25 protein-coding genes and 1 tRNA gene are annotated in these 26494 nt (G+C 68.9%); 8 read left to right on the forward strand and 18 right to left on the reverse strand.

Annotation, left to right across the window (positions count from 1 at the left end):
• Positions 1-2: 2 nt before the first annotated feature.
• Both A4W93_RS15480 and A4W93_RS15485 read right to left on the reverse strand, forming a co-directional pair.
• Positions 3-2138, reverse strand: a complete 2136-nt coding sequence (locus A4W93_RS15480) for a TonB-dependent siderophore receptor (protein WP_085751457.1) — start codon at positions 2136-2138, stop codon at positions 3-5.
• A 128-nt stretch (positions 2139-2266) separates the two neighbouring features.
• Positions 2267-2602 (reverse strand): DUF2946 family protein, encoded by a 336-nt coding sequence (locus A4W93_RS15485; RefSeq protein WP_085751458.1) that lies wholly within the window; start codon positions 2600-2602, stop codon positions 2267-2269.
• Positions 2603-2772: 170 nt separating this feature from the next.
• Between A4W93_RS15485 and A4W93_RS15490 the strand changes: the two genes are divergently transcribed.
• Positions 2773-3195, forward strand: coding sequence for a hypothetical protein (locus A4W93_RS15490; RefSeq protein ID WP_085751459.1), 423 nt, complete (start codon positions 2773-2775; stop codon positions 3193-3195).
• A 6-nt stretch (positions 3196-3201) separates the two neighbouring features.
• Here A4W93_RS15490 and arsC read toward each other — a convergent pair whose 3' ends face one another.
• From arsC to A4W93_RS15510, 4 genes are read right to left on the reverse strand one after another with little or no spacing between them, the layout of a single operon-like run.
• The gene (gene arsC / locus A4W93_RS15495) at positions 3202-3624 is read right to left on the reverse strand and encodes an arsenate reductase (glutaredoxin) (RefSeq protein ID WP_085751460.1); all 423 of its coding nucleotides are present in this window, start codon (positions 3622-3624) and stop codon (positions 3202-3204) included.
• A 1-nt stretch (position 3625) separates the two neighbouring features.
• Entirely contained in the window at positions 3626-4711 is a 1086-nt protein-coding gene (gene arsB, locus A4W93_RS15500; RefSeq protein ID WP_085751461.1) for an ACR3 family arsenite efflux transporter, read from the reverse strand.
• A 3-nt stretch (positions 4712-4714) separates the two neighbouring features.
• Positions 4715-5140 carry an ArsI/CadI family heavy metal resistance metalloenzyme gene (locus A4W93_RS15505; RefSeq protein WP_085751462.1) on the reverse strand — a complete coding sequence of 142 codons (426 nt, stop codon included), beginning with the start codon at positions 5138-5140 and terminating at the stop codon, positions 4715-4717.
• A gap of 21 nt (positions 5141-5161) precedes the next feature.
• Positions 5162-5488, reverse strand: coding sequence for an ArsR/SmtB family transcription factor (locus tag A4W93_RS15510; RefSeq protein ID WP_085751463.1), 327 nt, complete (start codon positions 5486-5488; stop codon positions 5162-5164).
• 511 nt (positions 5489-5999) lie between these two features.
• Here A4W93_RS15510 and A4W93_RS15515 point away from each other — a divergent pair.
• A complete protein-coding gene (locus tag A4W93_RS15515) occupies positions 6000-6530 on the forward strand; it encodes a hypothetical protein (RefSeq protein ID WP_085751464.1) in 531 nt (176 codons plus the stop codon).
• A gap of 46 nt (positions 6531-6576) precedes the next feature.
• Here the strand turns inward: A4W93_RS15515 and A4W93_RS15520 are convergent, their stop codons facing one another.
• The 3 genes from A4W93_RS15520 to A4W93_RS15530 all read right to left on the reverse strand — a co-directional run bounded on the left by A4W93_RS15520 (position 6577) and on the right by A4W93_RS15530 (position 10327).
• Positions 6577-8025, reverse strand: coding sequence for a DUF1254 domain-containing protein (locus A4W93_RS15520; protein ID WP_174694888.1), 1449 nt, complete (start codon positions 8023-8025; stop codon positions 6577-6579).
• 72 nt (positions 8026-8097) lie between these two features.
• On the reverse strand, positions 8098-8892 hold the full coding sequence (locus A4W93_RS15525; protein ID WP_085751466.1) for a hypothetical protein: 795 nt from the start codon (positions 8890-8892) through the stop codon (positions 8098-8100).
• A 13-nt stretch (positions 8893-8905) separates the two neighbouring features.
• Positions 8906-10327, reverse strand: coding sequence for a DUF1254 domain-containing protein (locus A4W93_RS15530; RefSeq protein WP_085751467.1), 1422 nt, complete (start codon positions 10325-10327; stop codon positions 8906-8908).
• A gap of 94 nt (positions 10328-10421) precedes the next feature.
• Here A4W93_RS15530 and A4W93_RS29685 point away from each other — a divergent pair, with 94 nt between their 5' ends.
• Positions 10422-10577, forward strand: a complete 156-nt coding sequence (locus A4W93_RS29685) for a hypothetical protein (RefSeq protein ID WP_157131669.1) — start codon at positions 10422-10424, stop codon at positions 10575-10577.
• A 23-nt stretch (positions 10578-10600) separates the two neighbouring features.
• Here A4W93_RS29685 and A4W93_RS15535 read toward each other — a convergent pair.
• From A4W93_RS15535 to A4W93_RS15545, 3 genes are all read right to left on the reverse strand, one after another.
• Positions 10601-10677 (reverse strand) — tRNA-Val (locus tag A4W93_RS15535).
• A 31-nt stretch (positions 10678-10708) separates the two neighbouring features.
• Entirely contained in the window at positions 10709-12952 is a 2244-nt protein-coding gene (locus A4W93_RS15540) for a RelA/SpoT family protein (protein ID WP_085751468.1), read from the reverse strand.
• Positions 12949-13815 (reverse strand): alpha/beta fold hydrolase, encoded by an 867-nt coding sequence (locus A4W93_RS15545; RefSeq protein ID WP_085751469.1) that lies wholly within the window; start codon positions 13813-13815, stop codon positions 12949-12951. Before A4W93_RS15545 ends, A4W93_RS15540 begins: the two co-directional genes overlap by 4 nt.
• A 97-nt stretch (positions 13816-13912) precedes the next feature.
• On the opposite strand from A4W93_RS15545, the gene A4W93_RS15550 reads away from it, so the two are divergent.
• Entirely contained in the window at positions 13913-14683 is a 771-nt protein-coding gene (locus A4W93_RS15550; RefSeq protein ID WP_085751470.1) for a 3-hydroxybutyrate dehydrogenase, read from the forward strand.
• Position 14684: 1 nt separating this feature from the next.
• Here A4W93_RS15550 and A4W93_RS15555 read toward each other — a convergent pair whose 3' ends face one another.
• Genes A4W93_RS15555 through A4W93_RS15565 form a run of 3 tightly spaced genes read right to left on the reverse strand, consistent with a single transcriptional unit; the run spans position 14685 to position 18076 of the window.
• Positions 14685-15416: an SIMPL domain-containing protein gene (locus A4W93_RS15555; RefSeq protein ID WP_237357548.1), complete on the reverse strand. Its 732-nt coding sequence runs from the start codon at positions 15414-15416 to the stop codon at positions 14685-14687.
• A 40-nt stretch (positions 15417-15456) separates the two neighbouring features.
• Entirely contained in the window at positions 15457-16614 is a 1158-nt protein-coding gene (locus A4W93_RS15560) for a DUF1501 domain-containing protein (RefSeq protein ID WP_237357549.1), read from the reverse strand.
• Positions 16615-16621: 7 nt separating this feature from the next.
• On the reverse strand, positions 16622-18076 hold the full coding sequence (locus A4W93_RS15565; protein ID WP_085751472.1) for a DUF1800 domain-containing protein: 1455 nt from the start codon (positions 18074-18076) through the stop codon (positions 16622-16624).
• Positions 18077-18237: 161 nt separating this feature from the next.
• On the opposite strand from A4W93_RS15565, the gene ompR reads away from it, so the two are divergent.
• Both ompR and A4W93_RS15575 read left to right on the forward strand, forming a co-directional pair.
• The gene (ompR, locus tag A4W93_RS15570; RefSeq protein ID WP_085751473.1) at positions 18238-18972 is read left to right on the forward strand and encodes an osmolarity response regulator transcription factor OmpR; all 735 of its coding nucleotides are present in this window, start codon (positions 18238-18240) and stop codon (positions 18970-18972) included.
• Between the two features lie 58 nt (positions 18973-19030).
• The gene (locus A4W93_RS15575) at positions 19031-20389 is read left to right on the forward strand and encodes a sensor histidine kinase (protein WP_237357550.1); all 1359 of its coding nucleotides are present in this window, start codon (positions 19031-19033) and stop codon (positions 20387-20389) included.
• Positions 20390-20473: 84 nt separating this feature from the next.
• Here A4W93_RS15575 and ispF read toward each other — a convergent pair whose 3' ends face one another.
• Both ispF and ispD read right to left on the reverse strand, forming a co-directional pair.
• On the reverse strand, positions 20474-20971 hold the full coding sequence (gene ispF, locus A4W93_RS15580) for a 2-C-methyl-D-erythritol 2,4-cyclodiphosphate synthase (protein ID WP_085751474.1): 498 nt from the start codon (positions 20969-20971) through the stop codon (positions 20474-20476).
• Positions 20968-21663, reverse strand: coding sequence for a 2-C-methyl-D-erythritol 4-phosphate cytidylyltransferase (gene ispD / locus A4W93_RS15585; RefSeq protein WP_085751475.1), 696 nt, complete (start codon positions 21661-21663; stop codon positions 20968-20970). Before ispD ends, ispF begins: the two co-directional genes overlap by 4 nt.
• A 99-nt stretch (positions 21664-21762) precedes the next feature.
• Here ispD and mfd point away from each other — a divergent pair, with 99 nt between their 5' ends.
• Both mfd and serB read left to right on the forward strand, forming a co-directional pair.
• Entirely contained in the window at positions 21763-25191 is a 3429-nt protein-coding gene (mfd, locus tag A4W93_RS15590) for a transcription-repair coupling factor (RefSeq protein ID WP_085751476.1), read from the forward strand.
• Between the two features lie 22 nt (positions 25192-25213).
• Complete coding sequence (gene serB, locus A4W93_RS15595) at positions 25214-25912, forward strand: phosphoserine phosphatase SerB (RefSeq protein WP_085751477.1); 699 nt, start codon at positions 25214-25216, stop codon at positions 25910-25912.
• 69 nt (positions 25913-25981) lie between these two features.
• On the opposite strand, the gene A4W93_RS15600 is transcribed toward serB, so the two are convergent.
• Positions 25982-26374, reverse strand: a complete 393-nt coding sequence (locus A4W93_RS15600; RefSeq protein ID WP_157782168.1) for a DUF1090 family protein — start codon at positions 26372-26374, stop codon at positions 25982-25984.
• Between the last annotated feature and the right edge of the window lie 120 nt (positions 26375-26494).

Consider the following 26494-nt stretch of genomic DNA (forward strand, 5'->3'; position numbering starts at 1 on the left):
GGTCAGAAGCGGGTGTGGAGTCCGAGGGAGATCGTTCGCGGCGTGCCGGGCATGACCCACAGACGGCTGTACGAACTGGCGTAGTAGGTGGTGTCGAAGAGGTTGTCGACGTCGGCGACGAGGCGTGTGGACGGCGTGACCGACCAGCGCGCCGACAGCCGCGCCGTCGTGTAGGCGGGCAGCTGGAACGGCGCACGGCCCGCGTCGGCCTCGGCCTGCGTGTAGACCTCGCCCAGGCGTTGGCCCACGTGGGTGACGCCGGCGCCGAGGCTCCAGTCCTGCCCGTTCGGCAAGGTGTCCTCGTAGACCGCCATCGCGCTGCCGGTGATCCGCGGCACGTTGCGCAGCGGGCTGCCCACGGCCAGCCGCTCGTCCTCGGTGACCGCGACGTCGGTGTAGGCGAGGTTCGCGCTCAGGCGCCAGTGCGCCGTCAGCTGCCCGGCCAGGTCGAACTCGATGCCACGGCTGCGCACCTTGCCCGCCGCGATCGACCGCGTCGGATCGGCCGGGTCCGGCGTCAGCACGTTGCGCTTGCGGATCTCGAAGACGGCGAGGCTCGCCGCGACGGAGCGCGCGGCGTTCTCCCACTTCGTCCCCGCCTCGGTAGCGACGCCCTCCTCGGGGTCGAAGGTGTTGCCCGCCGAGTCCGCCGTGTTCGGCCGGAAGCTGCGGCCCGCGTTCGCGTACACGGTCCACCGGTCGTCCGGCACCCAGCTGAAGCCGATGCGCGGCGACGTGGCCGTGGGCTGCTGCGCCACCGTGCGCCCGGTGCGGCGGTTGTCGAGGCTCTGGTCGAAGCGGTCGAACCGGAGGCCGGCGACCAGGCGCCAGTCCGGGGCGAGCTTCACCGCGTCCTGCACGTAGAAGGCGGTGTTGCGCTGGCGTTCGAGGGTGCTGGTGTTCAGACCGAGCGCGGGCCGCGGCTGGCCGTAGACCGGGTCGAAGACGTCGATGGGGATCGGGCTGCCGCTGAGCGCGATCGAGTCCATGCGGTAGCGGAACGTCTCCACGCCGAAGAGCAGCTCGTGCTCGACCGGGCCCGTGGCGACCGAACCTTGCAGCTCGGCCTGCAGCGCGGTGTCTTCCGAGTTGTAGTCGCGGAAGTAGTACTGGCGGGTCTGGACGCCGGTGGTCGTCGGCGACCCCGTCGCCTGCGTCGTGTAGCCATGGAGCGAGGTGTCGAGGTACGAGAGCCCGAAGCGGCTGCGCCAGGCCGGGCTCCATTCGTGCGACAGCATCAGCTGGTGGCGTTCGTTCACGAGCGTGATGTCGCCGTCACCCGGTTCACCCAGGAATCGCTCGCGCGGCAGCGCATCCGGCCGGTCGCCCACCGCGACGACACCGCGGTCGAGCGGAACGGACTGGCGGATGAACTCGCCGCGGTAGTCGAGCACGGTGTCGGGGCCGAGCTTCCAGGTGATCGCCGGCGCCGCGATTTCACGCCGGGACTCGACGAAATCGCGGAAGCCGTCGCGCTCCTCGTAGGCCACGTTCAGCCGGTAGGAAAGCTGCTCGTCCACCGGCCCCGTGCTGTCGAAGGCCCCGCGGCGGAAGCCGAAGCTGCCCGCCTTCAGCTCGAGGTCGTTCGCCGCGGTGCGGCGCGGCCGCTTCGAGACGATGTTCAGCGTGCCGCCGGGTTCGCTGCTGCCGTACAGCGCGGCCGCCGTGCCCTTCAGGAACTCGATCGACTCGACGGCGGCGAGGTCGCGTGGCGCGTTGTAGCCGCGGTTGGCCGACAAGCCGTTGAACAGCGTCGCCATGCCGGTGTTGTCGTGGCCGGGCATGCCACGGATCGCGATGTTGTCCCACAGGCCGCCGAAGTTGTTCTGGCGGGAGACGCCGCTGACCTGGTCCAGCACGTCGTCGAGGCGCGTGGCGCCGAGGTCCTCGATGGCCTGCGGGGTCACGACCCGCACCGATTGCGGCAGTTCGCGCAGGGGCAGGTCGGTCTTGGTGCCGGCGGCTTCGTCCGCGACGAGCCCTTTCGAGGACGCGCGGTCCGTCACGAGGACGGGGCTGAGTTGCGGGGTGTCGGCCGCAGGGGCCTGCGCGCTCGCGAACGGCGGCAACAGCAAGGCGGAACACACGAGGGCGTGCGAGAGCGGCGTGCGGCGAAGCACGAAGGTACGTTGTTTCATGGACGGACGAGGAACGGCGCCGCGCGCGGTCCTTCCGCGCGCAGCGAATGCACAGGGCGGCCCGGTTCAGGCCGAACCGGGCCGCGGCGAGGGAGTGGGGAAAGCGCGCCGCGAACGCGGCGGCGGGGTCAGGCGCGTGGGGGGTCGCGCGAGGCGAAGGTCCACGGCCGGGCAGACCGGACGAGGGTGTCCGATGCCGGCGGGGCGAAGCGGTCCGCGGCAGGCGCCGGCGGCAACGTGACGGGGCCGGCCGCGACGGGCGCGAAGGCCTGCGCGTACGCATGGCACCACTCGCAGAGCTCGTGCAGCCCGTCGTCGTCCGGGGACTCGCTGTCCCCGTCCGCCTGCCAGCCCGCCACCGCCTCGCCGAGGTTTGGCAGGTGCTTCGCCTCGTGCGCGGGCAGGCCGATGGCCGTGTTGAAGAACACGGCGAGCAGCAGGAAACGAAGCAGGAGGCGGGTCATGGGGGACGGGGGAAGGCCGGGATCATAGCGGATCGACATCGGGCGTCACGATGCGCGAGCCTCTACATCGCCCATGACGGCATGCCATCCCCAACCTGGATGATGGGCCACGAAGCGGCATCGATAGACTGCGACACATCCCCCTGCCCCACCACTCCGGGAGCGCCCGCATGGCCGTCTCGTCGAACCCCTTTTCGCCCTGGACCGAGAACCCCTGGCAGCACTGGCTGCCATCGCCGTCCTTCGGCGGCAGCACGTTCGTGCAGCCCATCAACCCCTGGAACTTCACGATCAACCACATCAACTCCCGCGCACCGGCCACCGAGGCCGCGGTGGTGGCCAAGCACAGCTACGGCCGGCAGATCGGGCGCATCTCCGACCTGCTGCACACGCTCCTCACGAAGCACCACGCCGACTTGCTCGACGAGTCGTCCGCGGCGGAGTTCATGGCGATGTGGCGAGAGGTCGAGGCGATCAAGGCCACCGGCGCCGCCGAACGGGTCCGGCAGCTGGCGAAGGACCTGGCCGCGCTGAAGGTCGACGACCCGCTGGAACACGCTCGCCTGCGCAAGCTGGTCCAGGGCAGCCTGTAGCACGGATCAGGTCCGCCGAGCCCCCGAGTCCTCGACCACCTCGCCGTCCTCCTTGGTGAACGGCGCCAGCCTGCCGACCGGCAGCAGCTCCAGCACTGCCTCCGACGGGCGGCACAGCTTGGTGCCCAGCGGCGTGACCACCAGAGGCCGGTTCAGCAGCACCGGGTGTTGCCCGATGAAGTCGAGCAGTTCGTCGTCGGACCACTTCGGGTTGGCGAGGTCCAGTTCGGCGTAGGGCGTGCCCTTCTCGCGCAGCAGCTCGCGGACGGACAGGCCCGCGTCGGCCAGGAGCTGCTTCAGCTGGGCCTGGGTCGGTGGCGTCTTCAGGTACTCGACCACCGTGGGTTCGAGGCCGGCGTGACGGAGGAGGCCCAGCACGTTGCGGGAGGTGCCGCAGGCCGGGTTGTGGAAGATGGTGATGTCGGTCATGTCAGTTTCCCTTGAGTCCGCGTTCGTACCAGCCCTGCGATCGGTTCACCACGCCGACGACGGCCAGCATGATGGGCACCTCGATCAGCACCCCCACCACCGTCGCCAGCGCCGCGCCGGACTTGAAACCGAACAGGCTGATGGCCGCCGCGACGGCCAGTTCGAAGAAGTTGCTGGCGCCGATCAGGGCCGACGGGCCGGCCACGCAGTGCTGTACGCCCATCTTGCGGTTCAGCCAGTATGCGAGCCCCGAATTGAAGACCACCTGGATCAGGATGGGCACGGCCAGCAGCGCGATGACCAGAGGCTGTTCGATGATGGCTTCGCCCTGGAATGCGAAAAGCAGTACCAGCGTGGCCAGCAGCGCGCCGATGGACAGCGGGCCCAGCTTGGCAGCGACGCGCTGGAAATGCGCCGAACCTTTGCGCAGCAGGTGCTTTCGCCAGAGCTGCGCGAGGATGACCGGCACCACGATGTAGAGCACGACCGAGGTAAGCAGCGTGTCCCACGGTACGGTGATCGACGACAGCCCGAGCAGCAGCGCCACGATGGGCGCGAAGGCGACGACCATGATGGCGTCGTTCAGGGCCACCTGCGTGAGCGTGAAGTACGGGTCGCCCTTGCACAGCTGGCTCCACACGAAGACCATCGCGGTGCACGGTGCGGCGGCCAGCAGGATGAGACCCGCGACGTAGCTGTCGAGCTGATCCGGCGGCAGGAGCGGGGCGAAGACGTGCCGGATGAAGAGCCACCCGAGCAGCGCCATCGAGAACGGCTTCACGGCCCAGTTGATGAACAGCGTCACCCCGATGCCGCGCACGTGGCCCTTCACCCGCCCGAGCGCCGCGAAGTCGATCTTCAGCAGCATCGGGATGATCATCACCCAGATGAGCACCCCGACGGGCAGGTTCACCCGGGCCACCTCGAGCGCGCCCACGGCCTGGAAGAAGCCGGGCGCCAGCTGCCCGAGCACGACGCCCGCGGCGATGCACAGGCCGACCCACACCGTCAGGTAGCGCTCGAAGAATCCGATGGCGGGCCTGGCCTCGGCTGCGGCGAGACTGGGAGCGATGGGTGAGGTCGTCATCGTTCAGCAGCAGGAGCGGGTGCCGGTGCCGCACACGGCGGCAGGCACACGCGGCTCGTTGAACACGGGAATGGCCCCCAAGGTGTGGAACTGCTCCCACGGGATCCCCTGGGGGTCGGTCACCCAGTACTTCTCGCTGCGCGCGTAGCAGCACGTCGTTTCGCCCTCGCCGTGCAGCGCCACGTCGGCCGAAACCGCCCGGGCCTTCATCTCCGCGAGTTCCGCCTCGGTGTCCGCCTGGATGCCCAGGTGGTCGATGCCCGGTGTGCTGCCACGGGTCGAGATCGCGAAGTTGATGCGGGGGTCCTCCAGCATCCACTTCGCATAGTCGCCCTCGACACGCGTGGGCGGCGCGCCGAACAGCTTCGAATAGAAGGCGATGTTCGCCTGCAGGTCGTCGACATGGGCGTGCACGTGAAAGCGCTTCATGGTGGGTCTCCGGTCATGGGGTCAGCAGTCGCAGGCCTGTTCGCCCGGCGCCAAGGCACACGCCTCGCCGGCGCAGCAGTTTTCCGTGAGGTAGCCGAGCAGGCCGTTCATCTGTTCGAAAGAAGCCCGGTAGACGAGGTTTCGGCTGGCCCGTTCCTGCTTGACCAGGCCGGCAGCCACCAGTTCCTTGAGGTGGAACGACAGCGTGGTGGGCGGGATGCCCAGCCCCTCCTGCATGACACCCGGGGTCAGCCCCTGCGCCCCCGAGACGACCAGTGCCCGGAACACGCGGAGCCGCACCGGATGAGCCAGCGCCGCGAGGGCACGAACGACGAGTTCTTCTTCCATGGTGCGACTATACCAATATTCTGGAACTAACGTACTAAACGGAGGTGCGCAGAAGCAGGCGCACCACTGTTTGAACGAACTTCACTTTCATGACGAATCACCCTTTTCCAGCGCATTGATCGAGCAGTCATAGCCGCACCGAGAAGGCTGGTCGATGCCGCACGCTATGGCGGCCGGCGCGGCCACTCCAGCTCGCCGCGCGCCGGAGGCTACGGCGCGGTCGGCCTGTGGGCCAACGTCGACACCAGCGATGCGGCGGTGGTGCTGATCGCCATGCGTCGAAGACGCACAAGGCGTGGACAACATCCACGAGGCTTGCTGCGCACCGCCGCCCGGCGGGCCGTGGGCGCGTTCGACGGCTGGCGCCCTGGCAGCGGCCTGTTGCCTGCGAGGTCTTTTCTTGCAGGCGGGAAGGAGTCGGCAAAAATGCTGCAGTGCATCATCGTGCACACCCTGGACTTCGCCGCCGCATCACGAGTGCGACCCGTGCCCTCTCTGCGAGACCTGCCCCATGAACTTCCGGACCTCTCTGGCGGCCGTGAAGCTTCTCTTTCGAAGCATGGATGCGGTGCGCGACATTCCCGAGCGTGCCAGCGACCTTCGGCAGCGAGCGCTGGCCCTTCGAGATCCCGCGGTCCCCATGGACCGTTCGCGTGAGCCCACGCTCCTCCCCTCCGCCGAAGACGACCAGGCCGACTACGTCGCCCTGCTGGGCCTCACGAACGACGATCCGCCGGCGGTCTTCTCCAACGGCATGGCCCTCCTCTCGAACCGCGCGGCCAGGCTCGCCGCTCGCACGGGACTGAGTCCGCGCAGGGCTTTCGTGAGGCTGCTGGACGATCTCAAGGACGCCGGCCACCTCGACTTCGAGGCCTATGCCTTGCTGCGCGACCTCGCCAGCCTCGCGTCGGATGCGCTTCGGGCGCCGCCCGAGCACATCACGCGGACGGCTGCGCTCGACGTCGCACTGGCGGTACGCGGTGCCCATCGTCTTCTCGCGCGGCTGATCGCCGCGGAGCCGGACAAGGCCCGCCGCGGTTGAAGTCCCCACGCCCGCCCGAGGGCACCGGATGGAAGCGCCCGCAGCGTCAGTCCACGGCCACGAAGTCCGGCAGCTTGAACGTCCTGTCGTTGAACTCCGCCGTCGGCCCGTACAGGCGCATCGCCGGCAGCGGACGCGCCCCCGCGGTCGGGATCCAGTTGGACTCCAGCCCCGCCGGCGCTTTCGGCCCCACGTAGATCGTCACGCCGCCATCGCTGTTCTTCGTCATCTTGTCCAGGTCGTAGGAAGACAGCGTGGTGCGGTTCGTGTCGCTGTAGATGAACGACATGGTCGCGCGGTTGTAGACGGTCAGGGCCCAGAACTGCTTGACGGGCATCCGGGCGGGCACGTCGAGCTTGTACAGCTTGCCGGCCTCCAGCAGCTTGCCGTCCCGGTCGGCCATCGCCATCATGTACTGCGTGGCCGGCGTGTCGCTCAACTCCTTCGGCATGAAGGTGCACCAGAAGTACTCGGCCGCGCGGTCGATCAGGTCGATGCGCTCGTCGTCGGTGAACGTGAAGCGCCGGTTCCGATCGGTCATGAGCAGCGAGGCGTAGTGCCGGTCGGGCCAGTAGAGCCGGTCCTTCGGGATGTGGTCGAACCATTGCTGGAGATAGAACCACGCGTCGATGGCCGCCTGGCGCATCGCCCGCTTCGTGGTGTCGTCGGGCGCGAACGGTTTGCCCTTCTCGATGCCCAGCGACGCCAGCATTCCCATCATCACCTTGTCCTGCGGGTAGACGGGTTCCACGCTCATGACGGCGTGCAGATCATCGAAGTGTCGTTCGTCGTAGTACGGCAGCGTGGGGTACCGCTTGCCCAGCGACAACGGGTCGATGAAACGCTGCGCAGGGGGCTTCGCGGCTTCGGACAAGTAGTACATCCGCAGCTTCTTCGCATACTGGTAGGCGTCCGCCACGGTCTTGCCGGGCGCCGGCACCGACCGCAGCGCCAACCCGATGCGATAGTTCGGCGATGCGACGTGGAGGTAGCCCTTCGGAACCTTGCCCCGGTACCCCGGCGGGGTGAAGAGGACCTTGCCGCCCTTGCCCTTGTCGATGCCGGACGGCCCCACGTCCGCGATCGTGAACTGCCACGCGTCGACGACCTGCCCGTAGACGCTGCCCTGCGCGCCCGCGGCCGGCACCTCGAGCACCACCGGTCCCTTGCGAAGATCGGTGAACGAGGCGATGTACGGCGTGGTGCTGTTCGCGGTGATGGCTTCGAGCGTCGGCGTGGCGGTGCCCGAGTAGGAAATGATGTCGTTGTCCTTCAAGCCCAGCTCCTGGACCGCGCCACGCCGGAAGCTGTAGATCGCGATGGCCGGCATGTTCCACAGCACGGCCTCGAAGGCGCGCTGGTACTTGATCTGGTAGTCGAAGTCCTTGACGGAGGGGGTCGACCCCGGTGGCGGCTGCCCGCCGTTGGGCAGCTTGCCGTCCTGGGCGAGGCAGCCGGTCGCTGAAAGAAAGGCCACCACGAATCCCACGACCATGGTGAATCGATGTGTCGAGCGCATCTTCCAACTCCGGTTGACGGGGACCTGCCTCTTCGCGGTGACCCATTGCTACTTCGGGAACAGGAACGTGACGAGCAGGCGCGCGCCCCAGCCGTGCGGCCCGGACTCCGGACCGTCGGCCCAGTAGCGCGCGCCCACGCCGAGGCTGACCGGTTGGCCACCGAACTTCACGAGCTTGGAGACGACCAGGTTGACGGGCACCGCCCACTGCTCGTTCTTCCAGTCGTAGGTCGATTCGGTGTTGAGCAGGAAGGTCCATGCATGGGGCGTCGTGTAGGACACGAAGGGCTGCAGGAACGTGCTGCTCACGTCCTGCCGGGAGTCCACGCCGCCGAACCCCCAGATGTGGTTCGCCAGCGCGCCCAGGGTCCACGGGCCGTCCTGCTTCAGGAGCACGCCGGTCGGTCCGAGCCCCCACTTGCGTGCACTCAGCAGCGGGTCGGTGCCCGTGGGCAGCAGCAACACCGGGCCGACACCCCAGATCAATCCGCCGGCCGTCGGCGCCTTGGGAGAGAAGAAGAAGCTCTGCGTGGTATCACCCAGGCCCGACTGGCTCGTCCCCGGAGTGACGTCCTTCTGGTCGACGAGGGGCAGGATGGTCCGGGAGATGACGTTCCATTCGGCGTTGAGCGAGATCGGCACCACCGGCTGGACGTTGAGGTAGGTCTTGTGCCCCTGTCGGCCGGGTCCGAAGTCCTGGTCGTGGTTCAACTGGAACGGCACGCTGATCAGCGCCGCCACGGGGTTGCTCAGTTTCTTGGCGAGGTCCTGGGCGTCCTGGGCAGAGGCGGACGAAACACAGGCGACGCCGAGGGCCGCAAGAAGCGAGGAGAGCTTGTGCATCTGGCCCCTCCGTTCAAGGCACCGCATCGACTTGCGGCAGCGGCCACTGCCCATCGAGCAGCCCGCGCTGCGGCTGGTACAGGCGCAGGATCATGTAGAAGCCGCCCGCAGGCGTCGGCACCCAGTTGGACGTGTCGACCGGCCTGTCGTGCTGGAGCGCCAGTGTGAACGAACCATTCGGCCCGCGCACGAGCCCTGGCGTGCCGGACCCGAACTTGTAGCGCTGGATCGGGTTCTCGACCAGCATCTTGTCGTCGGCGTTGTAGATCGTGAGCGACCAGAACGCATCGACGGGCGGGTCCGAAGAGAAGCTCACCGTGTACTTCTTCGCGCCGGTCAGCGGCTGGCCCTTGCTGTCGGTGTACCGGATGGGGTACATGGCTTCCCGCTCACCCTGGCCGCCGAGGTACGGGCCAGCCACCGCCGCGCGAAGCGGGTAGTTGTAGCCGAAGCTGTCCAGGCCCTTCACCCAGTTCCAGCCGTTGCGCACCTCGGACGTGCCGATCACCGATGCCACCGCCACCGTTGGCGCGTCCTGCATGGCACGACGCATGCCGCGCAGGGTGGGCTCGCTGAGCTTGCCCGGGTCGAAACCCTTGTCGGTCAGGCCGATGCGGGCGAACTGCCCAAACAAGGCCATGTCCTGCGGGCGGACCGGGTTGTCCTTCAGCACCGCGGCCAGCTGGGTGAAGAGCCCGAACTCGTTGCCCTGGATGTCGGGCAGCGGTGCCAGGGTCTTCAGCGGGCTCGGCTTGCCATCGAGCCGCTTGACCGAGAACCCGTGGGTGAGCGTGACGACCGGTTTCGGATCCTCGCTGGCCTTCACCTCCAGGCGCCCCCAGAGCCAGACCTTGCTGGTCGAGACGTCGAGACGGCGGGCATCCTTCGGCAGCCGGCCTTTCCAGCCCGGCGGGACCAGCACGAACTTGCCCGCCCGGGTCCCGGTCACTCGCCGCCCGACGTAGTGTTCGAGTTCCTGCCACATGCTGAACACATCGACGACGTAGTAGCGGCCGTGGGTGTCGGGCACGGTCAGCACGTAGGGCTGATCGAGCACGAGCACGGTGCTGGTGTAGAGGGTGTCGTTGTTGGCGGTGGGCATGTCCCGGGCCGCTGGTGTGGCGAGCTGGGTCGCCCAGCCCATCTGGTTGAGCGGCGCCCTGTAGCTCGTCGGCGGCCGCGGTGACTGCACCTCGATGTACTCGCGCATCACGCGTTCCATCCGGACCAGCGGGTATCCCCAGTTGTAGGCCAGCACGGCCAGCGAGTACGCATCTGCCTCGCTGCCCTTCTCGACCACGTCGGGTGTCGATCCGAGTGTCAGGATGGGATCTTCGTACGCGGGCCCCGCCCATGCGACCGCCGACGACAGCGCAAGCAAAAGAAGCGCGCACCGGGAACGGAAGAGACAGACACCTTCGAGCCACTTGAGCATTTCGCCGTTCCTTTGGTCGAACGCCACATGCCCATGACCATCTGGTCCCTTCGGCCCGGATGAAAACCTTCGCCATGCGTCGTTTCGACGGATCATGCCGACGACGAAACGCGACCGCCATTGCACCTTGGTGCAGATCGAATGTGCCGAAGTTGCCGGCTGGTTGCAGGAGGCTCAACAGGCCTTGGCGAAGGACCGCGCCGCCTCGGGCGCCAGGCAACGAAAAAAGGCACTCAGCTTTTTGAGCTGAGTGCCTTTTCTTCCTACCGTCTGTGGTAGGCGCGATTGGACTCGAACCAACGACCCCCACCATGTCAAGGTGGTGCTCTAACCAGCTGAGCTACGCGCCTGCAAGACCACGACTATAGCACCCTTTTTGGGTCACCGTCTACGGGCAGATCGAACTCCTTCGATTTTTCCAACGAGACCCAGCACGTGGTTCAGTCTCGCGGAGTCCGCGACCTCGACCGTGAAGCTCATGCGTGCCGTGCTGCCGCGCAGGTCGCGGGCCGATTGGGTGTTCACGTTGGTGACGTTCATGCGCTCCTTCGTGAACACCTCGGAGATGTCGCGCAGCAGGCCCTGGCGGTCGGCCGCCTCGACCTGCACGTCCACGGGATACACCACCGCCTTGTCGCTGCGCGGGATGCCCCACTCCACCGCGATCACGCGTTCGGGCACGCGCTGGCCCATCTCGCGGAAGTTGGTGCAGTCGGCGCGGTGGATGGCCACGCCGCGGCCGCGCGTGACGTAGCCGCCGATGGCGTCGGGCGGCGCGGGACGGCAGCAGCGCGCGAGGTTGGTCAGCAGCGATTCGAGGCCCACCACGAGCACGCCACCCTTCGGCGCCTCGCCGTCGGGGCGCGAGCGGCGCTGAGCGATGACCTCGTCGGGATCGGGTGCGGCCTCGGGCGGGCGCAGCAGCGTCTCGATGTTGCGCAGCGAGTACTCGTCCTTGCCGATCACCTCGAACAGCGCGTCGGCCTGGCGGAAGCCCAGCTGCGTGGCGATGTCGTCGAGCTTCACCGCGGTCTTGCCTTCGCGCTGCAGCAGTTTCTCCACGGCCTCGCGGCCGCGGGCGATGGTGTGCTGCTGGGCCAGCGCGTTGAACCACGCCCGCACCTTTGCCCGCGAGCGGTGGCTCTGCAGGTAGTTCAGCTCGGGGTTCAGCCAGTCCATCGACGGGCCGCCCTCCTTCACCGAGATGATCTCGACGGTCTGGCCGCTCTGCAGCGGTGTGTTGAGCGGCACCATCGTGCCGTCCACCTTCGCGCCGCGGCAGCGGTGGCCGAGGTCGGTGTGCACCGAGTAGGCGAAGTCGATGGGCGTGGCATCCACCGGCAGCTCGACCACCGAAGCCTGCGGCGTGAAGACGTAGATGCGGTCGTCGAAGACGGCGTCGGCGCTCGGGGCGTCGCCGCCGCCCGCGAAGTCTCTCTCCCATGCGAGCAGCTGGCGCAGCACGGTCTTGCGCGCCTCGGCGATCTGGGCGTCGAAATCGCCCGCGGCGCTGACGCCGGCGTAGCCCTTGGTGCCCGCCTCCTTGTAGGCCCAGTGCGCGGCCACGCCGTGTTCGGCGTGGTCGTGCATGGCCTGCGTGCGGATCTGCACCTCGACCGCGCGGTGCTGGTCGTCGTACACGACGGTGTGCAGCGACTGGTAGCCGTTGGGCTTGGGGCGCGCGATGTAGTCGTCGTACTCGCCCGGCACCGGCGTCCACAGCGCATGCACGTGGCTCAGCACCGCGTAGCAGTCGGGGATGTCGGGCACGATCACCCGCATCGCGCGCACGTCGAACACGCGCTCGAAGTCGAGGCCCTTGCCGCGCATCTTCTTCCAGATGCTGTAGATGTGCTTCGGGCGACCCTGCACCTCGGCGTGGATCTGGTGCTGGGCCAGCACCTCCTCGAGCCGCGTGCGGAAGCGCTCGATGCCCTGCTCGCGCTCCAGGCGCTTCTCGTCGAGCAGGCGCGCGACGGTCTTGTACTGCGCGGGCTCGGTGAAACGGAACGCGAGGTCCTCCAGCTCCCACTTGATCTGCCAGATGCCCAGGCGGTTGGCGAGCGGTGCGAACACCTGCATCGACTCCCGCGCGAGCGCCACCGGGCACTCGGTCTTGGTGCTGGCGAAGTGGCGCAGCGTCTGCAGCCGCGAGGCCAGGCGCAGCAGCACCACGCGCAGATCGCGCGAGAACGCGAGCAGCATCTTGCGCACGCGTTCGGTCTGCTCCGCGCGCTTCTCCTCGTGCACCTGGGCCTCGCGCGCGGCGCGCTGGATCTGCACCAGCTTGCGCGTGTGCATCACGAGGCCGGCGTACGACGGGCCGAAGGCCTTGCTGACGACCTCCTCGGGCTTGTTCAGGAAGTCGCCCGCGTAGACGAGGTAGGCCGCGGCGCGCATCGACGGCGCGGCACCGATGCCTTCGAGGATGGCCGCGACACCGTCGGCGTGGACGAGCGCGTCCTCGCCGGTGTCGAGCAGCTGGCCGCCGAGCAGCGGCTCGGCGAAGGCCCGGGCCCGCGCGAGCTGCGACTGTTCGGCGGACGTGGCTTCGCCATGCCTCTCGTCGGTCAGCTGGACGATGGGCGCGGCGGTCTGGGTGCGGTCCAGCAGTCCGGTCTTCATGCCGACAGGAGGAAGGTGCGCACGGCCCCGATCTGTTCGTCGTTGGTCAGCATGGGCGCGTGGCCGACGCCCGCGAATTCACGCAGTTCGGCGCGGGGACCGCGCTCGCCCATGGCGCGCGCGGACGCGGGCGACAGCAGGTCGGAATCGGCGCCGCGCAATACGAGTGTGGGCGCGGTGATCTGGTCGTACATCGCCCACATCACCGCCTCGCCCGCCTTCGCGTTGGCCGGGGTCAGGTTCTTGAAGGCGACGGCGATGCTCGGGTCGTAGTGCAGCTTGAAGCCGGTGCCATCCGGGCGCAGCATGGGGCGCGTCAACGCGAGCCACTGCTCGGGCGTGTGCGGGCCGAACCCCTTCGAGATGGCCCACAGCGCCTCGGCGGCCTCCTGCTCGGTCTCCCAGTGCGCCGGCTGGCCCAGGTACGTGCCGATGCGCGTGACGGCGTCGGCCTCGATGGCCGGGCCCACGTCGTTCAGCACCAGGCGGGTGATGGGTGAATGGCCCAGCGCGGCCACCACCATGCCGATGATGCCGCCCATGGACGTGCCCACCCAGTGCACCTCGGGCACGTTCAGCCGGGCGATGAGCGCGACCATGTCGGCCGCGTACAGCGGCACCTGGTAGCCGTTGGGATCGGGCAGCCAGTCGGAGTGGCCGCGGCCGAACACGTCGGGGGCCACCACGCGGTACTGGTCCTTCATGGCCTGGGCGAAGGCGTCGAAGTCGCGCCCCTGGCGGGAGAGGCCGTGCACGCAGACGAGCACGCGGGGGTTGGCCGGGTCGCCCCACTCCCAGTAGGCCATGCGCTGGACCGCACGCCCGCGGAGGACGGGGACGTGGTGAAGGCGCGGTTCGTGCATGCTGATTCCTGTCTTGTTCCGAAGCCCGCCGTGCACACGAAGTTCACGAGGGGCCGACATAATGTCCCGCACTGTATCAACCCCCAGGAGAATCTTCATGCTGAAAGGGAAAACCGCCCTCGTCACGGGCTCCACCAGCGGCATCGGCCTCGGCATCGCGCTGACGCTCGCGAAACAGGGCGCCAACGTGGTGCTGAACGGTTTCGGGGCGTTCGAGGCGGCGCGCGACGAGGTGGCGGCCGCCGGCGTGAAGGTGGGCTACCACGGGGCGGACATGAGCAAGCCCGGCGAGATCGCCGAGATGATCGAGTATGCGAAGAAGGACTTCGACGGCGTCGACATCCTCGTCAACAACGCCGGCATCCAGCACGTGGCCAACGTCGAGGACTTCCCCGTCGAGAAGTGGGACGCGATCATCGCGATCAACCTCACATCGGCCTTCCACACCACCCGCCTGGCACTGCCCGGCATGAAGGCGCGCAACTGGGGGCGCGTGATCAACGTGGCGTCGGCGCACGGGCTCGTGGCCTCGGCGCAGAAGTCGGCCTACGTGGCATCGAAACACGGCATCGTGGGCTTCACGAAGGCCGTGGCGCTCGAGACGGCCACCACCGGCATCACGGTCAACGCCATCTGCCCGGGCTGGGTGCTGACCCCGCTCGTGCAGAAGCAGATCGATGACCGCGCCGCGCGCGAGAGCATCCCGGTCGAGCAGGCGAACCGCGAGCTGCTCCAGGAGAAGCAGCCCTCGCTGCAGTTCGTGACGCCGCAGCAGCTGGGCGAACTGGCGGTGTTCCTGAGCTCGCCGGCCGCCGACCAGATCCGCGGCGTGGCCTGGAACGTGGACGGCGGCTGGGTGGCTCAGTAACTCACTTGGTCATCTGCACGGTGCCGTTGACGTTGACGACCACCGTGCCCTTGCCCAGCTCCACGGGCAGGCCTTCATCGGCCTGGCCCGCCATCGCGCTCTTGGCACGCACCATCGGCGCGGCATACGCCACCTGATCGTTCGAGCCCACGTTCACCTCACGGATCACGTAGCCGGTGTAGCCGAAGTGCTTCGCGTACTCGGCGGCCTTCGCGCGGTAGGCCGAGATGGCCTGCGCGGTGAGGTCGCTCTCCACCTTCTCGCGCTGCTCGCGCGACAGGTTCGTGCCCACGCGGCCGATGGTCAGCGTGGTGATGCGCCCGGTCAGCTTGGCGATGCCCGGGATGTCGCGGCCTTCGACCAGCAGCTCGGCGGTGCCCTGCCAACCATTGATCACGCCCTTGTTGGTGTAGCGGGGGAACAGCGAGAAGTTGCCGGTCTGCACGTCGATCTGGCCCGGCTTGGCGGCCTTCTTCGCCTCGGCGAGCGCGGCGTCCAGCGCCTGCTTGAGCTGGGCCTGCACCTGGGCGGCCTCGGTGCCTTCGCGGGTGGTGGTGAGGGCCACGCTCAGCAGGTCCTTCGTGACCTCGGCGGTGGCGCTGGCCGACAGGCCCACCACGCCGACGGGCTGGGAGGAAGCGGGGTCGGCGGCCCACGCCGCCGAGGCGGACAGGGCGACGGCCAGCGTTGCGGCGCGGGTGGCCAGCTTCTTCATCGTTTTCGTTGTTTTCATTCGGATCTCCGGCAAGGGTCGAGCGGGAAACACGTGCGGGTCACGCACGCAGGAACGGCAGCGGGTCGAAGCGGCCCCGGATCACCTTCTCGGGAGGCACGCCCCACCACTGCCGGGCAATCGTCGCATACACCTGACGGAAGTCAGACGTGTGCACCAGGTTCTGTGTCGCGTCGAGGCGTTCGAGTTCCGGCATCGTGCCGATCAGCCCGCCCTTGACCGCACCGCCGAGGGCGAAGTGGGACGAGGCCGTGCCGTGGTCGGTGCCGCGGCTCTGGTTCTCGCGGGCGCGGCGGCCGAACTCGGAATAGGTCAGCACGAGGGTGCGGTCCCAGGCGCCGGCCTCGACCAGTCCCGCGCGCAGCGCGACCAGGCCCTCCGCCAGTTGCTTGAGCAGGCCCGCATGGGTGCCGGCCTGCTGCTGGTGGGTGTCGAAGCTGCCGAGGCTCAGGTGGAACACCGGCACGCCACCCTGCCCTGCCTGGCCGGCGACGATGCGGCACGTGGCACGCACCGCCTGGCCGAAGGCTCCGGCCGGGAACTCGGTGGCGAGCGGTGTGGCCGGCGGTGTGCGAAGGCCGTCGGCGGCCTTCATCACGTCGGACTCGACGCGCAGCACGTGGGCGAGCGCGGGCGAGCCGCCCCCGTCCACCGATCGCACCAGGCGCGACTGCGCGACGAAAGCGTCCACGTTGCCGATGGCCACCGCCCGCGCGCCCCGCAGCGCGCCGGGCCCGGCGCTGCCCAGCGCGACACCTTCCGTGGTGAAGTGCGCGCGGTCGCGCAGGCCGGCGGCCATCGCGCGGGCCACCCAGCCGTCGTCGAGGTACTCGTCGGAGGCGGATGCGCTGTCCCAGATCTCGATGGAGCGGAAGTGCGAAAGGTTCGGCGACGGGTAGCCCAGGCCCTGCAGCACCGCGAGTTCGCCCTGAGCCCACAACGGCATCAGCGGTGCGAGCGCGGGATGCAGGCCGACCTTTTCATCGAGGGGCAGCACGACGTCGGGCTTCAGCGCGAGCGTGGGCCGCAGCGCGGCGTAGGCCGGGTCGGCGTACGGCACGACGGTGTTGAGGCCGTCATTGCCGCCCTTCAACTCCACGAGCACGAGCACGCGGTCGACCACCGAGGCGGCACGGGCCCAGCCCGGCAGCCCGGCGCAGGCGGCGAGGGACAGCAGGTGTCGGCGATGCAGCTTCATGGCGGATTCACTTCAACTGGTAGGCCGGGTCGAGCGTCATCGCCCGCAGGTACGGCAGGCCCACGGTGCCGGCCGGCACGGGGTTGACCGGAGGCACCGGCAGCACGGCGGCCTGCAGGCGGGACGCGGTGGCCGCGTCCGGCTCGCGATCGGGCCAGGCGCCCAGCGGCCGCAACCAGCCGCCCGCATCGAACGCCACGCGGGCCGGGCCGAGGCGTCCGCGGCGCGCGCCGTCGGCCATCATGCCGGCGCCGTTCTCGAGGGCGAGGAACACCCGTTCGGTGAACCGCTTGCGCTCGAGCAGCGTGGCGCCGTCGATCCACGCGGTGTAGCCGGTCCAGCCCTTCACGTTGGGCGGTTGGAACAGGTCCTGGCCGAGCCGCCCGGTCAGCGCCTCGACGGGTCCGAAGTCATCGAGCGCGAGGTCGAACTGCCGCAGCGTGCCCACGGCCAGTTCCACCGGCGATTTGACCAGCACGCCGCGCGTGGCCGGGGCCCAGAAGGGGTCGCTCAGCAGCAGCACGCGCAGCGCGGCCGACGTGCGCCAGCCGTTGGCCCGCAGTTCGGCGGCGGCGCGCCCCGCGACGCGCAGGTCGGGCGTGGGCGACACGAACTCGCGCCACAGCTTGTCGACGATGAAGCGCGCCGACGCGGGCTGAGCCAGGATGTGGTCGAGCGCGGAGCCCATGTCGTAGCGCGCCGTCACCCCGAAGAGCGTCTTCGGGCCGGTGTCGAACTGCCTCGGCTGGAACGTCGCCTGCCAGTCGGTGCGGCGCACGCCCCAGCCCGAGAACGCGCGGGCGGCCTCGCGCACGTCGGCCTCGGTGTAGTGGCCTTCACCCAGCGCGAACAGCTCCATCACCTCGCGCGCGAAGTTCTCGTTCGGTGCCTTGGCGCGGTTGCTGCCGCCGTCGAGCCACACCAGCATCGCCGGGTCGCGTGCGACGGCCTGCAGCAGGTCGCGGAACGAGCCCAGCGCGTACCGGCGGAACAGCAGGTGCTGGACGTACATGCCCTGGGGCTGCCGCACCTTCTGCTCGGAGGTGGCGAAGTGGTTGTGCCAGAACAGGGTCATGCGCTCGGTGAGCGGCGTGGGCGACTCGCGCATCTCGACGAGCCACCAGGTCGACAGCGCCCGCGTGTCCGCGCGGTCGCGCACCCTCGCCTGGCGGCGCGCCGCCTCGTCGGGCAACTGGCCGTACGGCACGTGCACCGGCTCGGCCGTGAACGCCGGGGCCGGATGCCGCGGCGTGGCCACCTCCGCTTGCGCGAGCAACCGGTCGACCGCCGCGGCCGGGGTCATGCCCACCCACGGCGCGACCTCGGCCGGCGACGGGGCGAAGCCGGTGCGCCCCAGCAGGTGACGGACATCGGCTTCCGACAAGCGTTCGGGCACCTGCGCACCCGCCACCCCCAGCAGCATCGCCAGCCACCACCCCACGAGGAACCGGACTGAAATCATGGATGCCTAACGCCGCAATCGGCGGACCCGACGACACCCGGGCCCCGAAATTCGAGGCGTCCACGGGGTCAAACCAGTTTGTAACAAGTGGTCAGGGGTGCTAAAACTGAGTGTGAACATGCGCACAATCGGCGCTGTTACAAATGACCAGGGAGTACCCGATGACCACCACGACCAACCAGCGCCCCGACCGCATCGTCGTCGTGGATGATGACGCCCGCATCCGCGACCTGCTCCGCCGCTACCTCACCCAGGAAGGGTTCGAGGTGCTGCTGGCCGAAGACTCCAAGGCGCTGAACCGCGTGCTGACGCGCGAGACGGTCGACATGATCGTCCTCGACCTGATGCTGCCCGGCGAGGATGGTCTTTCGATCTGCCGCCGCCTGCGCGCCGCGAACGACCTCACCCCCATCATCATGCTGACCGCCAAGGTGGAGGACGTCGACCGCATCGTCGGCCTCGAGGTCGGCGCCGACGACTACCTGCCGAAGCCGTTCAACCCGCGCGAACTGCTGGCCCGCATCCACGCGGTGCTGCGCCGCCGCCCTGCCCTCGAGGCCCCGGGCGCGCCGGCCAAGGACGCGCTCACGGTGACCTTCGGTCCGTTCGAGTTCGACCTGGCGCTGCGCCGCCTGTCGAAGGACGGCGAGCAGATCGCGCTGACCACCGGCGAGTTCTCGATGCTCAAGGCGCTGGTGCGCCACCCGCGCCAGCCGCTGTCGCGCGACAAGCTGGCCCAGTTGGCCCGCGGCCGCGAGTTCGAGCCGTTCGACCGCAGCCTCGACGTGCAGATCTCGCGCCTGCGCAAGATGATCGAACCCGATCCGGCCCAGCCGCGCTACATCCAGACGGTGTGGGGTGTCGGCTACGTCTTCGTCCCCGATGGCGCTGCTTAAACGCAAGTCCCGCCGCAAGGGGCCCCAGAAGGGCCCTTTTTTTGCACCCACGGTGCAGATGAACGGCAACGCGATGCTCGAGGCGCCCGCCGCCCGGGGGACGGTGGCGCTGAGCCTGTTCTGGCGCACCTTCTTCCTGCTGGCGGTGCTGCTGATGGGCGGCGTGTTCGCGTGGGTGCAGACCTTCCGCGCGCTCGAGTTCGAACCGCGCGCGGTGCAGTCGGCGCAACAGATCGCGAGCCTCGTGAACCTGAGCCGCGCGGCGCTGAAGAACGTCGACGGCATCGACCGCGTCACCCTCGTCAAGACCATCTCGGCCGGCGAGGCCGTGAAGGTGCTGCCGCGCGAGCCGGGCGACAAGTGGGAGCCCTTCGAGCAGGACCGCTTCTCACGCGCCATCGGCGCCGAGCTGCGCTCGAAGCTCGGCCCCGACACGCTCGTGGCCAGCAGCGTCAACGGCGTGGGCGGCCTGTGGGTGGGTTTCCTGATCGACCGCGATCCCTACTGGCTGCAGGCCGATCCCACCCGCGTGCAGCCCATGGCCGGCAGCAGCGTGGTGCTGTGGGTCACCATCGCGCTGCTCGCCACCGTGCTGGGTTCGGCCGGCATCGCCCGCCTGATCAACCAGCCGCTGCGCGACCTGTCGTTCGCGGCCAGCCGCATCCGGGACGGCGAGTACGAATCGCAGCTCGACGAGAACACGCTGACCAGCGAGATCCGCCAGGTCAACATGGGCTTCAACCGCATGGCGCGTGAACTCGCGAAGGTGGAGGAAGACCGTGCCGTGATGCTCGCGGGCATCTCGCACGACCTGCGCACCCCGTTGGCCCGGTTGCGCCTGGAAGCCGAGATGAGCGTGTACGACGAGGAGGCCAAGCGCAACATGGCTCTCGACATCGACCAGCTCGACGCCATCATCGACAAGTTCATGGACTACGCCCGCCCGGGCGAGGTCAAGCTCGTGCCGGTGCACGTGAGCAGCCTCGTCGAACGCGAGATGGCGGGCTTCCGCGACCCGACGCAGATCCGCATCAGCTCGCGCGTGGCCATCGACACCAAGGTCATGGCCGACGAGACCGAACTGGGGCGTGTCTTCCAGAACCTGTTCGAGAACGCCCGGCGATACGGCCGCACCACGGAAACCGGCGTTGCCCGCGTGCAGGTGACGTACGCACGCACCGGCCCGTGGGTGATCCTGAGCGTGCGCGACTTCGGCCCGGGTGTGGCGCCCGAGAAACTCAAGCAGCTGACCACGCCGTTCTTCCGCGGCGATGCGGCGCGCACCGCGGCCACCGGCGCGGGGCTGGGCCTGGCCATCGTGGAGAAGGCGGTGCAGCGCATGGGGGGGCACTTCGAGCTGGCCAATGCGCTCGATGGCGGGCTGGTGGCCCACGTGAGGTTGAAGAAGGCCCCCTGAAACAATGTCATCCCGGCGCATGCCGGGGCCCTGGGCTTCGTTCACCGCACAGTGTCCCGGCATGCGCCGGGATGAGATGGCGGGTCAGGGCTTCAGCAACGTGCAGATCGCCCGCGTCTCGATCGACTCGAGCCTTCCGACCGGCCCCATCTTCTCCGCCGTCTTCGCCTTCACGTTGACCTGATCCAGCGAGATCAGCATCGCCGTGCACAGCCGCTGACGCATCGCCGGAATGTGGGGCGCCATCTTCGGCGCCTGCGCGACGATGGTGCTGTCGACGTTGCCGATCTGCCAGCCGGCGGCGCGCACGCGGCGCGCCGCCTCGGTCAGCAGCGCGATGGAGTCGGCGCCCTGGAACTGCGGGTCGGTGTCGGGGAAGTGGCGGCCGATGTCGCCGAGCGCGGCGGCGCCCAGCAGTGCGTCGGTGATGGCGTGGCACAGCGCATCGGCGTCGGAGTGGCCGAGCAGCCCGTGGGTGTGCGGGATCTCGATGCCGCCGAGGATGAGCTTGCGGCCCTCCACCAGCGCATGGGTGTCCCAGCCTTCGCCCACGCGGAACTTCGGAACGGGGCCTTTGATCATGGTCGGGTCCTCAGCAGGCGTTCGGCCAGCGCGAAGTCGGCCGGCCAGGTGATCTTGAAATTCTCGAGCGAGCCCGGCACGAGCAGCGGACGCTGGCCCGTCGCCTCGATGGCGCTCGCCTCGTCGGTGACGTTGCCGGTGGCCGAGGCCAGCGCGGCCATCAGCGGACCCAGCCGGAACATCTGCGGTGTCTGGGCCTGCCACATGCCGCCGCGGTCCACGGTCTCGCCCACGCGGCCGTCCGACTCGCGCTTGAGCGTGTCGGGCACCGGCAGGGCCAGCAGGCCGCCCACCGGGTCGGGCAGGCACGCGTCGATCAGCGTGTCGATCCACTCGGGCCGCACGAGGCAACGCGCCGCGTCGTGCACCAGCACCCAGTCGTGCAGCCGCGCCCCGCGGGCGAGCAGTTCGCGCAGGCCCTGGGCCACGGTGTCGGCGCGGGTGGCCCCGCCGCCGTGGCACACCCAGCCCGCGAAATCCGGCGCATGGACCGGGAACGCGGTGTCGCCCGGGCTCAGCACCACGAGCACGGCCTTCAGGCGGGTCACCGCGGCGAGCGCCTCGAGCGTGTGGGCCACGAGGCTGCGCCCCGCCACGTCGGCGTACTGCTTGGGGCCGCCGGCGCCGGCGCGCTGCCCCACGCCCGCGCAGGGCACCACGGCATACAGGTCAGGAGGGATGTGTTCGGTCATCGGGTCGTCGGAAGCATGCGAATTCTATAATCCGTCATTCACCGCCCCGGGGCCGTCACAGGCCTTCCGGGGCGTTCTGGTTTGGTTCGTCGACTCCGCATGCAACTGCCCACCCTCGCCCCCGGAAAACGGTTCACGCTGCCCCGCCCGGTCGGTTCGTCCGACGCCCTGCTGCTCGCGCGGTTCGCGCAGGCCCAGAAAGAGAGCGGCCGCCTCACGGCCGTCTTCACCGCCGAGCCCGCCGACACGCAGCGGCTCGAAGACGAACTCGCCTTCTTCGCGCCCGAGCTGCGCATCGCCGTGTTCCCCGACTGGGAGACGCTGCCCTACGACACGTTCTCGCCGCACCAGGACCTGATCTCCGAGCGCCTGGCCACGCTGTGGCGCATCCAGCAGCGCGAGGTCGACGTGGTGCTGATGCCCGCGTCCACCGCGCTCGTGCGCCTCGCACCACCCAGTTTCCTCGCCGCGTACACGTTCCACTTCAAACAGAAGGAAAAGCTCGACGAGGCCGCGCTGAAGTCCCAGCTCACGCTGGCCGGCTACACGCACGTGAGCCAGGTGGTGTCCCCCGGCGAGTACGCCGTGCGCGGCGGCCTGATCGACCTGTTCCCGATGGGCTCGCTGGTGCCGTACCGCGTGGACCTGTTCGGCGACGAGGTCGACAGCATCCGCACCTTCGACCCCGACAGCCAGCGCAGCCTGTACCCCGTGCCCGAGGTGCGCCTGCTGCCCGGCCGCGAGTTCCCGATGGACGACGACGCCCGCACCGCGTTCCGCGCCCGCTGGCGCGAGCGCATGGAGGGCGACCCGACCAAGGTGCGGCTCTACAAGGACATCGGCACCGGCATCGCCACCGCCGGCATCGAGTACTACCTGCCGCTGTTCTTCGACCAGACCGCCACCATCTTCGAGTTCCTCGGCGAGGACGCGGCCGTGGTGCTGCACGGCGAGGTCGACGAATCGCTCAAGCGCTTCTGGACCGACACCCGCGAGCGCCACCGCTTCCTGCAGCACGACAAGGAGCGCCCCATCCTGCCGCCGGAGGACCTGTTCCTGCGCGCGGAGGACTTCTTCACGCTCGCCAACGCCCATCCCGCGCTGGCGGTGCGCGGCAAGGAGCCCGTGGACTGGGCCCGCCCGCTCACCGACCTCAGCATCGACCGCGGCGCACCCGAGCCGCTCAAGCGCCTGCAGCAGCACCTTGCCAGCACCGCCCACCGAGTGCTGATCGTCGCGGAGAGCGCCGGCCGCCGCGAGAGCCTGCTGGAGCTGCTGCGCGACAGCAAGATCGACCCGCCGAGCGTCGAGGGGCTGATCTCGTTCGAAAGCGGTGACGAGAAGTTCGCGATCGCCGTGGCGCCGCTCGCCGAGGGGTTCTTCTGGACCGAGCCCGGCATCCAGTTCGTCACCGAGACGGAGCTGTTCGCCACCACGCCGACCACCCGCCGCCGCCGCAAGCAGGAACAGGTCAGCGACGTCAACGCGCTGATCAAGGACCTGTCCGAGCTGAAGGTGGGCGACCCGGTCGTGCACTCGAACCACGGCATCGGCCGCTACGTGGGCCTGATGAACATCGACCTGGGCGACGGCCCGAGCGAGTTCCTGCACCTCGAATACGCGGACAAGGCCACGCTGTACGTGCCCGTCGCGCAGCTGCACCTGATCAGCCGCTACACCGGCGTCAGCGCGGAAGAGGCGCCGCTGCACAAGCTGGGCTCGGGCCAGTGGGACAAGGCCCGCCGCAAGGCCGCCGAACAGGTGCGCGACACCGCGGCCGAGCTGCTGAACCTGTACGCCCGCCGCGCCGCGCGCGAGGGTTACGCGTTCCGTTTCACGCCGCACGACTACGAGGCCTTCGCGTCCAGCTTCGGCTTCGAGGAGACGCCCGACCAGAAGGCGGCCATCCACGCGGTGATCCAGGACATGATCTCGCCGAAGCCGATGGACCGGCTGGTGTGCGGCGACGTGGGCTTCGGCAAGACCGAAGTGGCGCTGCGCGCCGCGTTCGTGGCGGTGAACGCCGGCAAGCAGGTGGCCATCCTCGCGCCCACCACGCTGCTGGCCGAGCAGCACTACCAGAACATCTCCGACCGCTTCGGCAAGTGGCCGGTGAAGGTGGCCGAACTCTCGCGCTTCCGCTCCGCCAAGGAAATCAAGGTCGCGATGGAAGGCATCGCCGACGGCACGATCGACATCGTCGTCGGCACCCACAAGCTCATCAGCCAGAGCGTGAAGTTCAAGCGCCTGGGCCTGCTGATCATCGACGAGGAACACCGCTTCGGGGTGCGCCACAAGGAGGCCGTGAAGGCGATGCGCGCCGAGGTCGACGTGCTGACGCTGACGGCCACGCCGATCCCGCGCACGCTGGGCATGGCCCTCGAAGGCCTGCGCGACCTGAGCGTGATCGCCACCGCGCCGCAGCGGCGCCTGGCCATCAAGACCTTCGTGCGCAGCGAAAGCAGCGGCACCATCCGCGAGGCCGTGCTGCGCGAACTCAAGCGCGGGGGTCAGGTCTACTTCCTGCACAACGAGGTCGAGACCATCGGCAACCGCCTGCAGAAGCTGCAGGAGCTGCTGCCCGAGGCCCGCATCGCCATCGCCCACGGCCAGATGCCGGAGCGCGAGCTGGAACACGTGATGCGCGACTTCGTGGCCCAGCGCCACAACGTGCTGCTGTGCTCCACCATCATCGAGACCGGCATCGACGTGCCGAGCGCCAACACCATCGTGATCAGCCGCGCCGACAAGTTCGGCCTCGCGCAGCTGCACCAGCTGCGAGGCCGCGTCGGCCGCTCCCACCACCAGGCCTACGCCTACCTGCTCGTGCCGGACGTCGAAGGCCTCACGAAGCAGGCCTCGCAGCGCCTGGAAGCCATCCAGAACATGGAGGAGCTGGGCTCGGGCTTCTACCTCGCGATGCACGACCTGGAGATCCGCGGCGCCGGCGAGGTGCTCGGCGACAACCAGAGCGGCAACATGATGGAGGTGGGCTTCCAGCTCTACAACGAGATGCTGTCGGAAGCCGTGCGCTCGCTGAAGGCCGGGCGCGAGCCCGACCTGCTCTCGCCGCTGTCGGTCACCACCGAGATCAACCTGCACGCCCCCGCGCTGCTGCCCAACGACTACTGCGGCGACGTGCACACGCGCCTGAGCCTCTACAAGCGGCTGGCCTCGGCCGAGAAGGCCGACCAGATCGACGCGATGCTCGAGGAGATCACCGACCGCTTCGGCAAGCTGCCGCCGCAGGGCCAGACCCTGTTCGACGTGCACCGCCTGCGCGTGCTCGCCAAGCCCTACGGCGTGGTGAAGATCGACGCCGCGCCGGCGCTGATGGTGCTCAACTTCAAACCGAACCCGCCCATCGACGCCATCCGCATCATCGAGCTCGTGCAGAAGAACCGCCACATCAAGCTCGCCGGCAACGACAAGCTGCGCATCGAGCGCGAGACCAAGGACCCGAAGGACCGGGCCCAGCTCATCCGCGACGTGCTGCGCCAGCTCGGCCAGCCGAAGGCCGAGGCCTGACCCCTACCCATCCCACGCCACCATGACCACCGAATTCCAACCCGGCCTCGTGATCCAGGGCTTCACCGCCCCCCTGCCCCTGTCCCGCTTCAAGGTGATCGCGTTCGACATGGACTCGACGCTGATCAACATCGAGTGCATCGACGAGATCGCCGACGCCGCCGGCAAGAAGGCCGAAGTGTCGGCCATCACCGAGGCCGCGATGCGCGGCGAGATCACCGACTTCAAGGACAGCCTGCGCCGCCGCGTCGCGCTGCTGAAAGGGGTGCCCGCCACGTTCCTCGAACAGGTCTGGACCGAACGACTGCGCCTGAACCCGGGTGCCGAGACGCTGCTGGCCGCGGTGCACGCCGCGGGCCTGAAGAGCCTGCTGGTGTCCGGCGGCTTCACGTTCTTCGCGGACCGCGTGCGCGACCGCCTGAAGATCCATCGGGCGCAGTCGAACGTGCTCGGCATCAACGCGGCGGGGCTGCTCACAGGTGAGGTCATCGGCGACATCGTCGACGGCGCCGAGAAGAAAAAACAGCTGCTGCTCGCCTGCGAGCAGGCCGGCTGCACGCCGGCCGAGTCCATCGCCGTGGGCGACGGGGCCAACGACCTCCCGATGATGGGGGCGGCCGGCCTGTCCGTGGCCTTCCACGCGAAGCCGAAGGTGCGCGAGCAGGCGATGGTCGCCATCAACGAGGGTGGCCTGGACCGGCTGCTCGACGTGCTGCGCTGACGCGCACGAACACGACCGGGCCCCGGGAGGGGCCCGGCAAGGCCTGCCGGACGGCAGGCCGTCGACCCATCACTTGAGCGGGTCGGTCGCCTTCAGCTTGTCGAGCTTCGCCTGGGCAGCGTTCAGCTTGTCCTGCGCCTTCTTGGTCTTGCTGGCGTTGCCGCCGGCCGTGGCCTTGTCCAGCTCGGCCTGGCGCTTGGCCACCGTGGCCTCCTGCTTCTTCACCGCCGAATCGTGCATCGACGTGAGCTTGGCGTCGGTGCACTGCGAATCGATCGCGGCGAGAGACTTCTGCAGGCTGGACTGTTCTTCCGAGTTGCCGGTTTCCTTGGCCTTCGCGATCTTCGCTGCGACGGCGTCGTGCTTGGCCTGGCAGGCCGGGCTGAGCGTCGCGGCGAAGCCCGAGACGCTGGTGACGAGCAGAATGGCGGCGAGGGCCGCGGGACGGACAAGATTGGTCATTTTCAAGAAGTCCTCGAGTGTTTTTGGAGGCTGACTGTGCGGCGCCGTCTGAAACTCCCACGTCGCCACAACAGTATGTTGGAACCGCATCCATTCCACAACAATGCGGGTAATCTCGCG

The sequence above is a fragment of the Piscinibacter gummiphilus genome (genome assembly GCF_002116905.1).
Lineage (GTDB): Bacteria > Pseudomonadota > Gammaproteobacteria > Burkholderiales > Burkholderiaceae_C > Rhizobacter > Rhizobacter gummiphilus.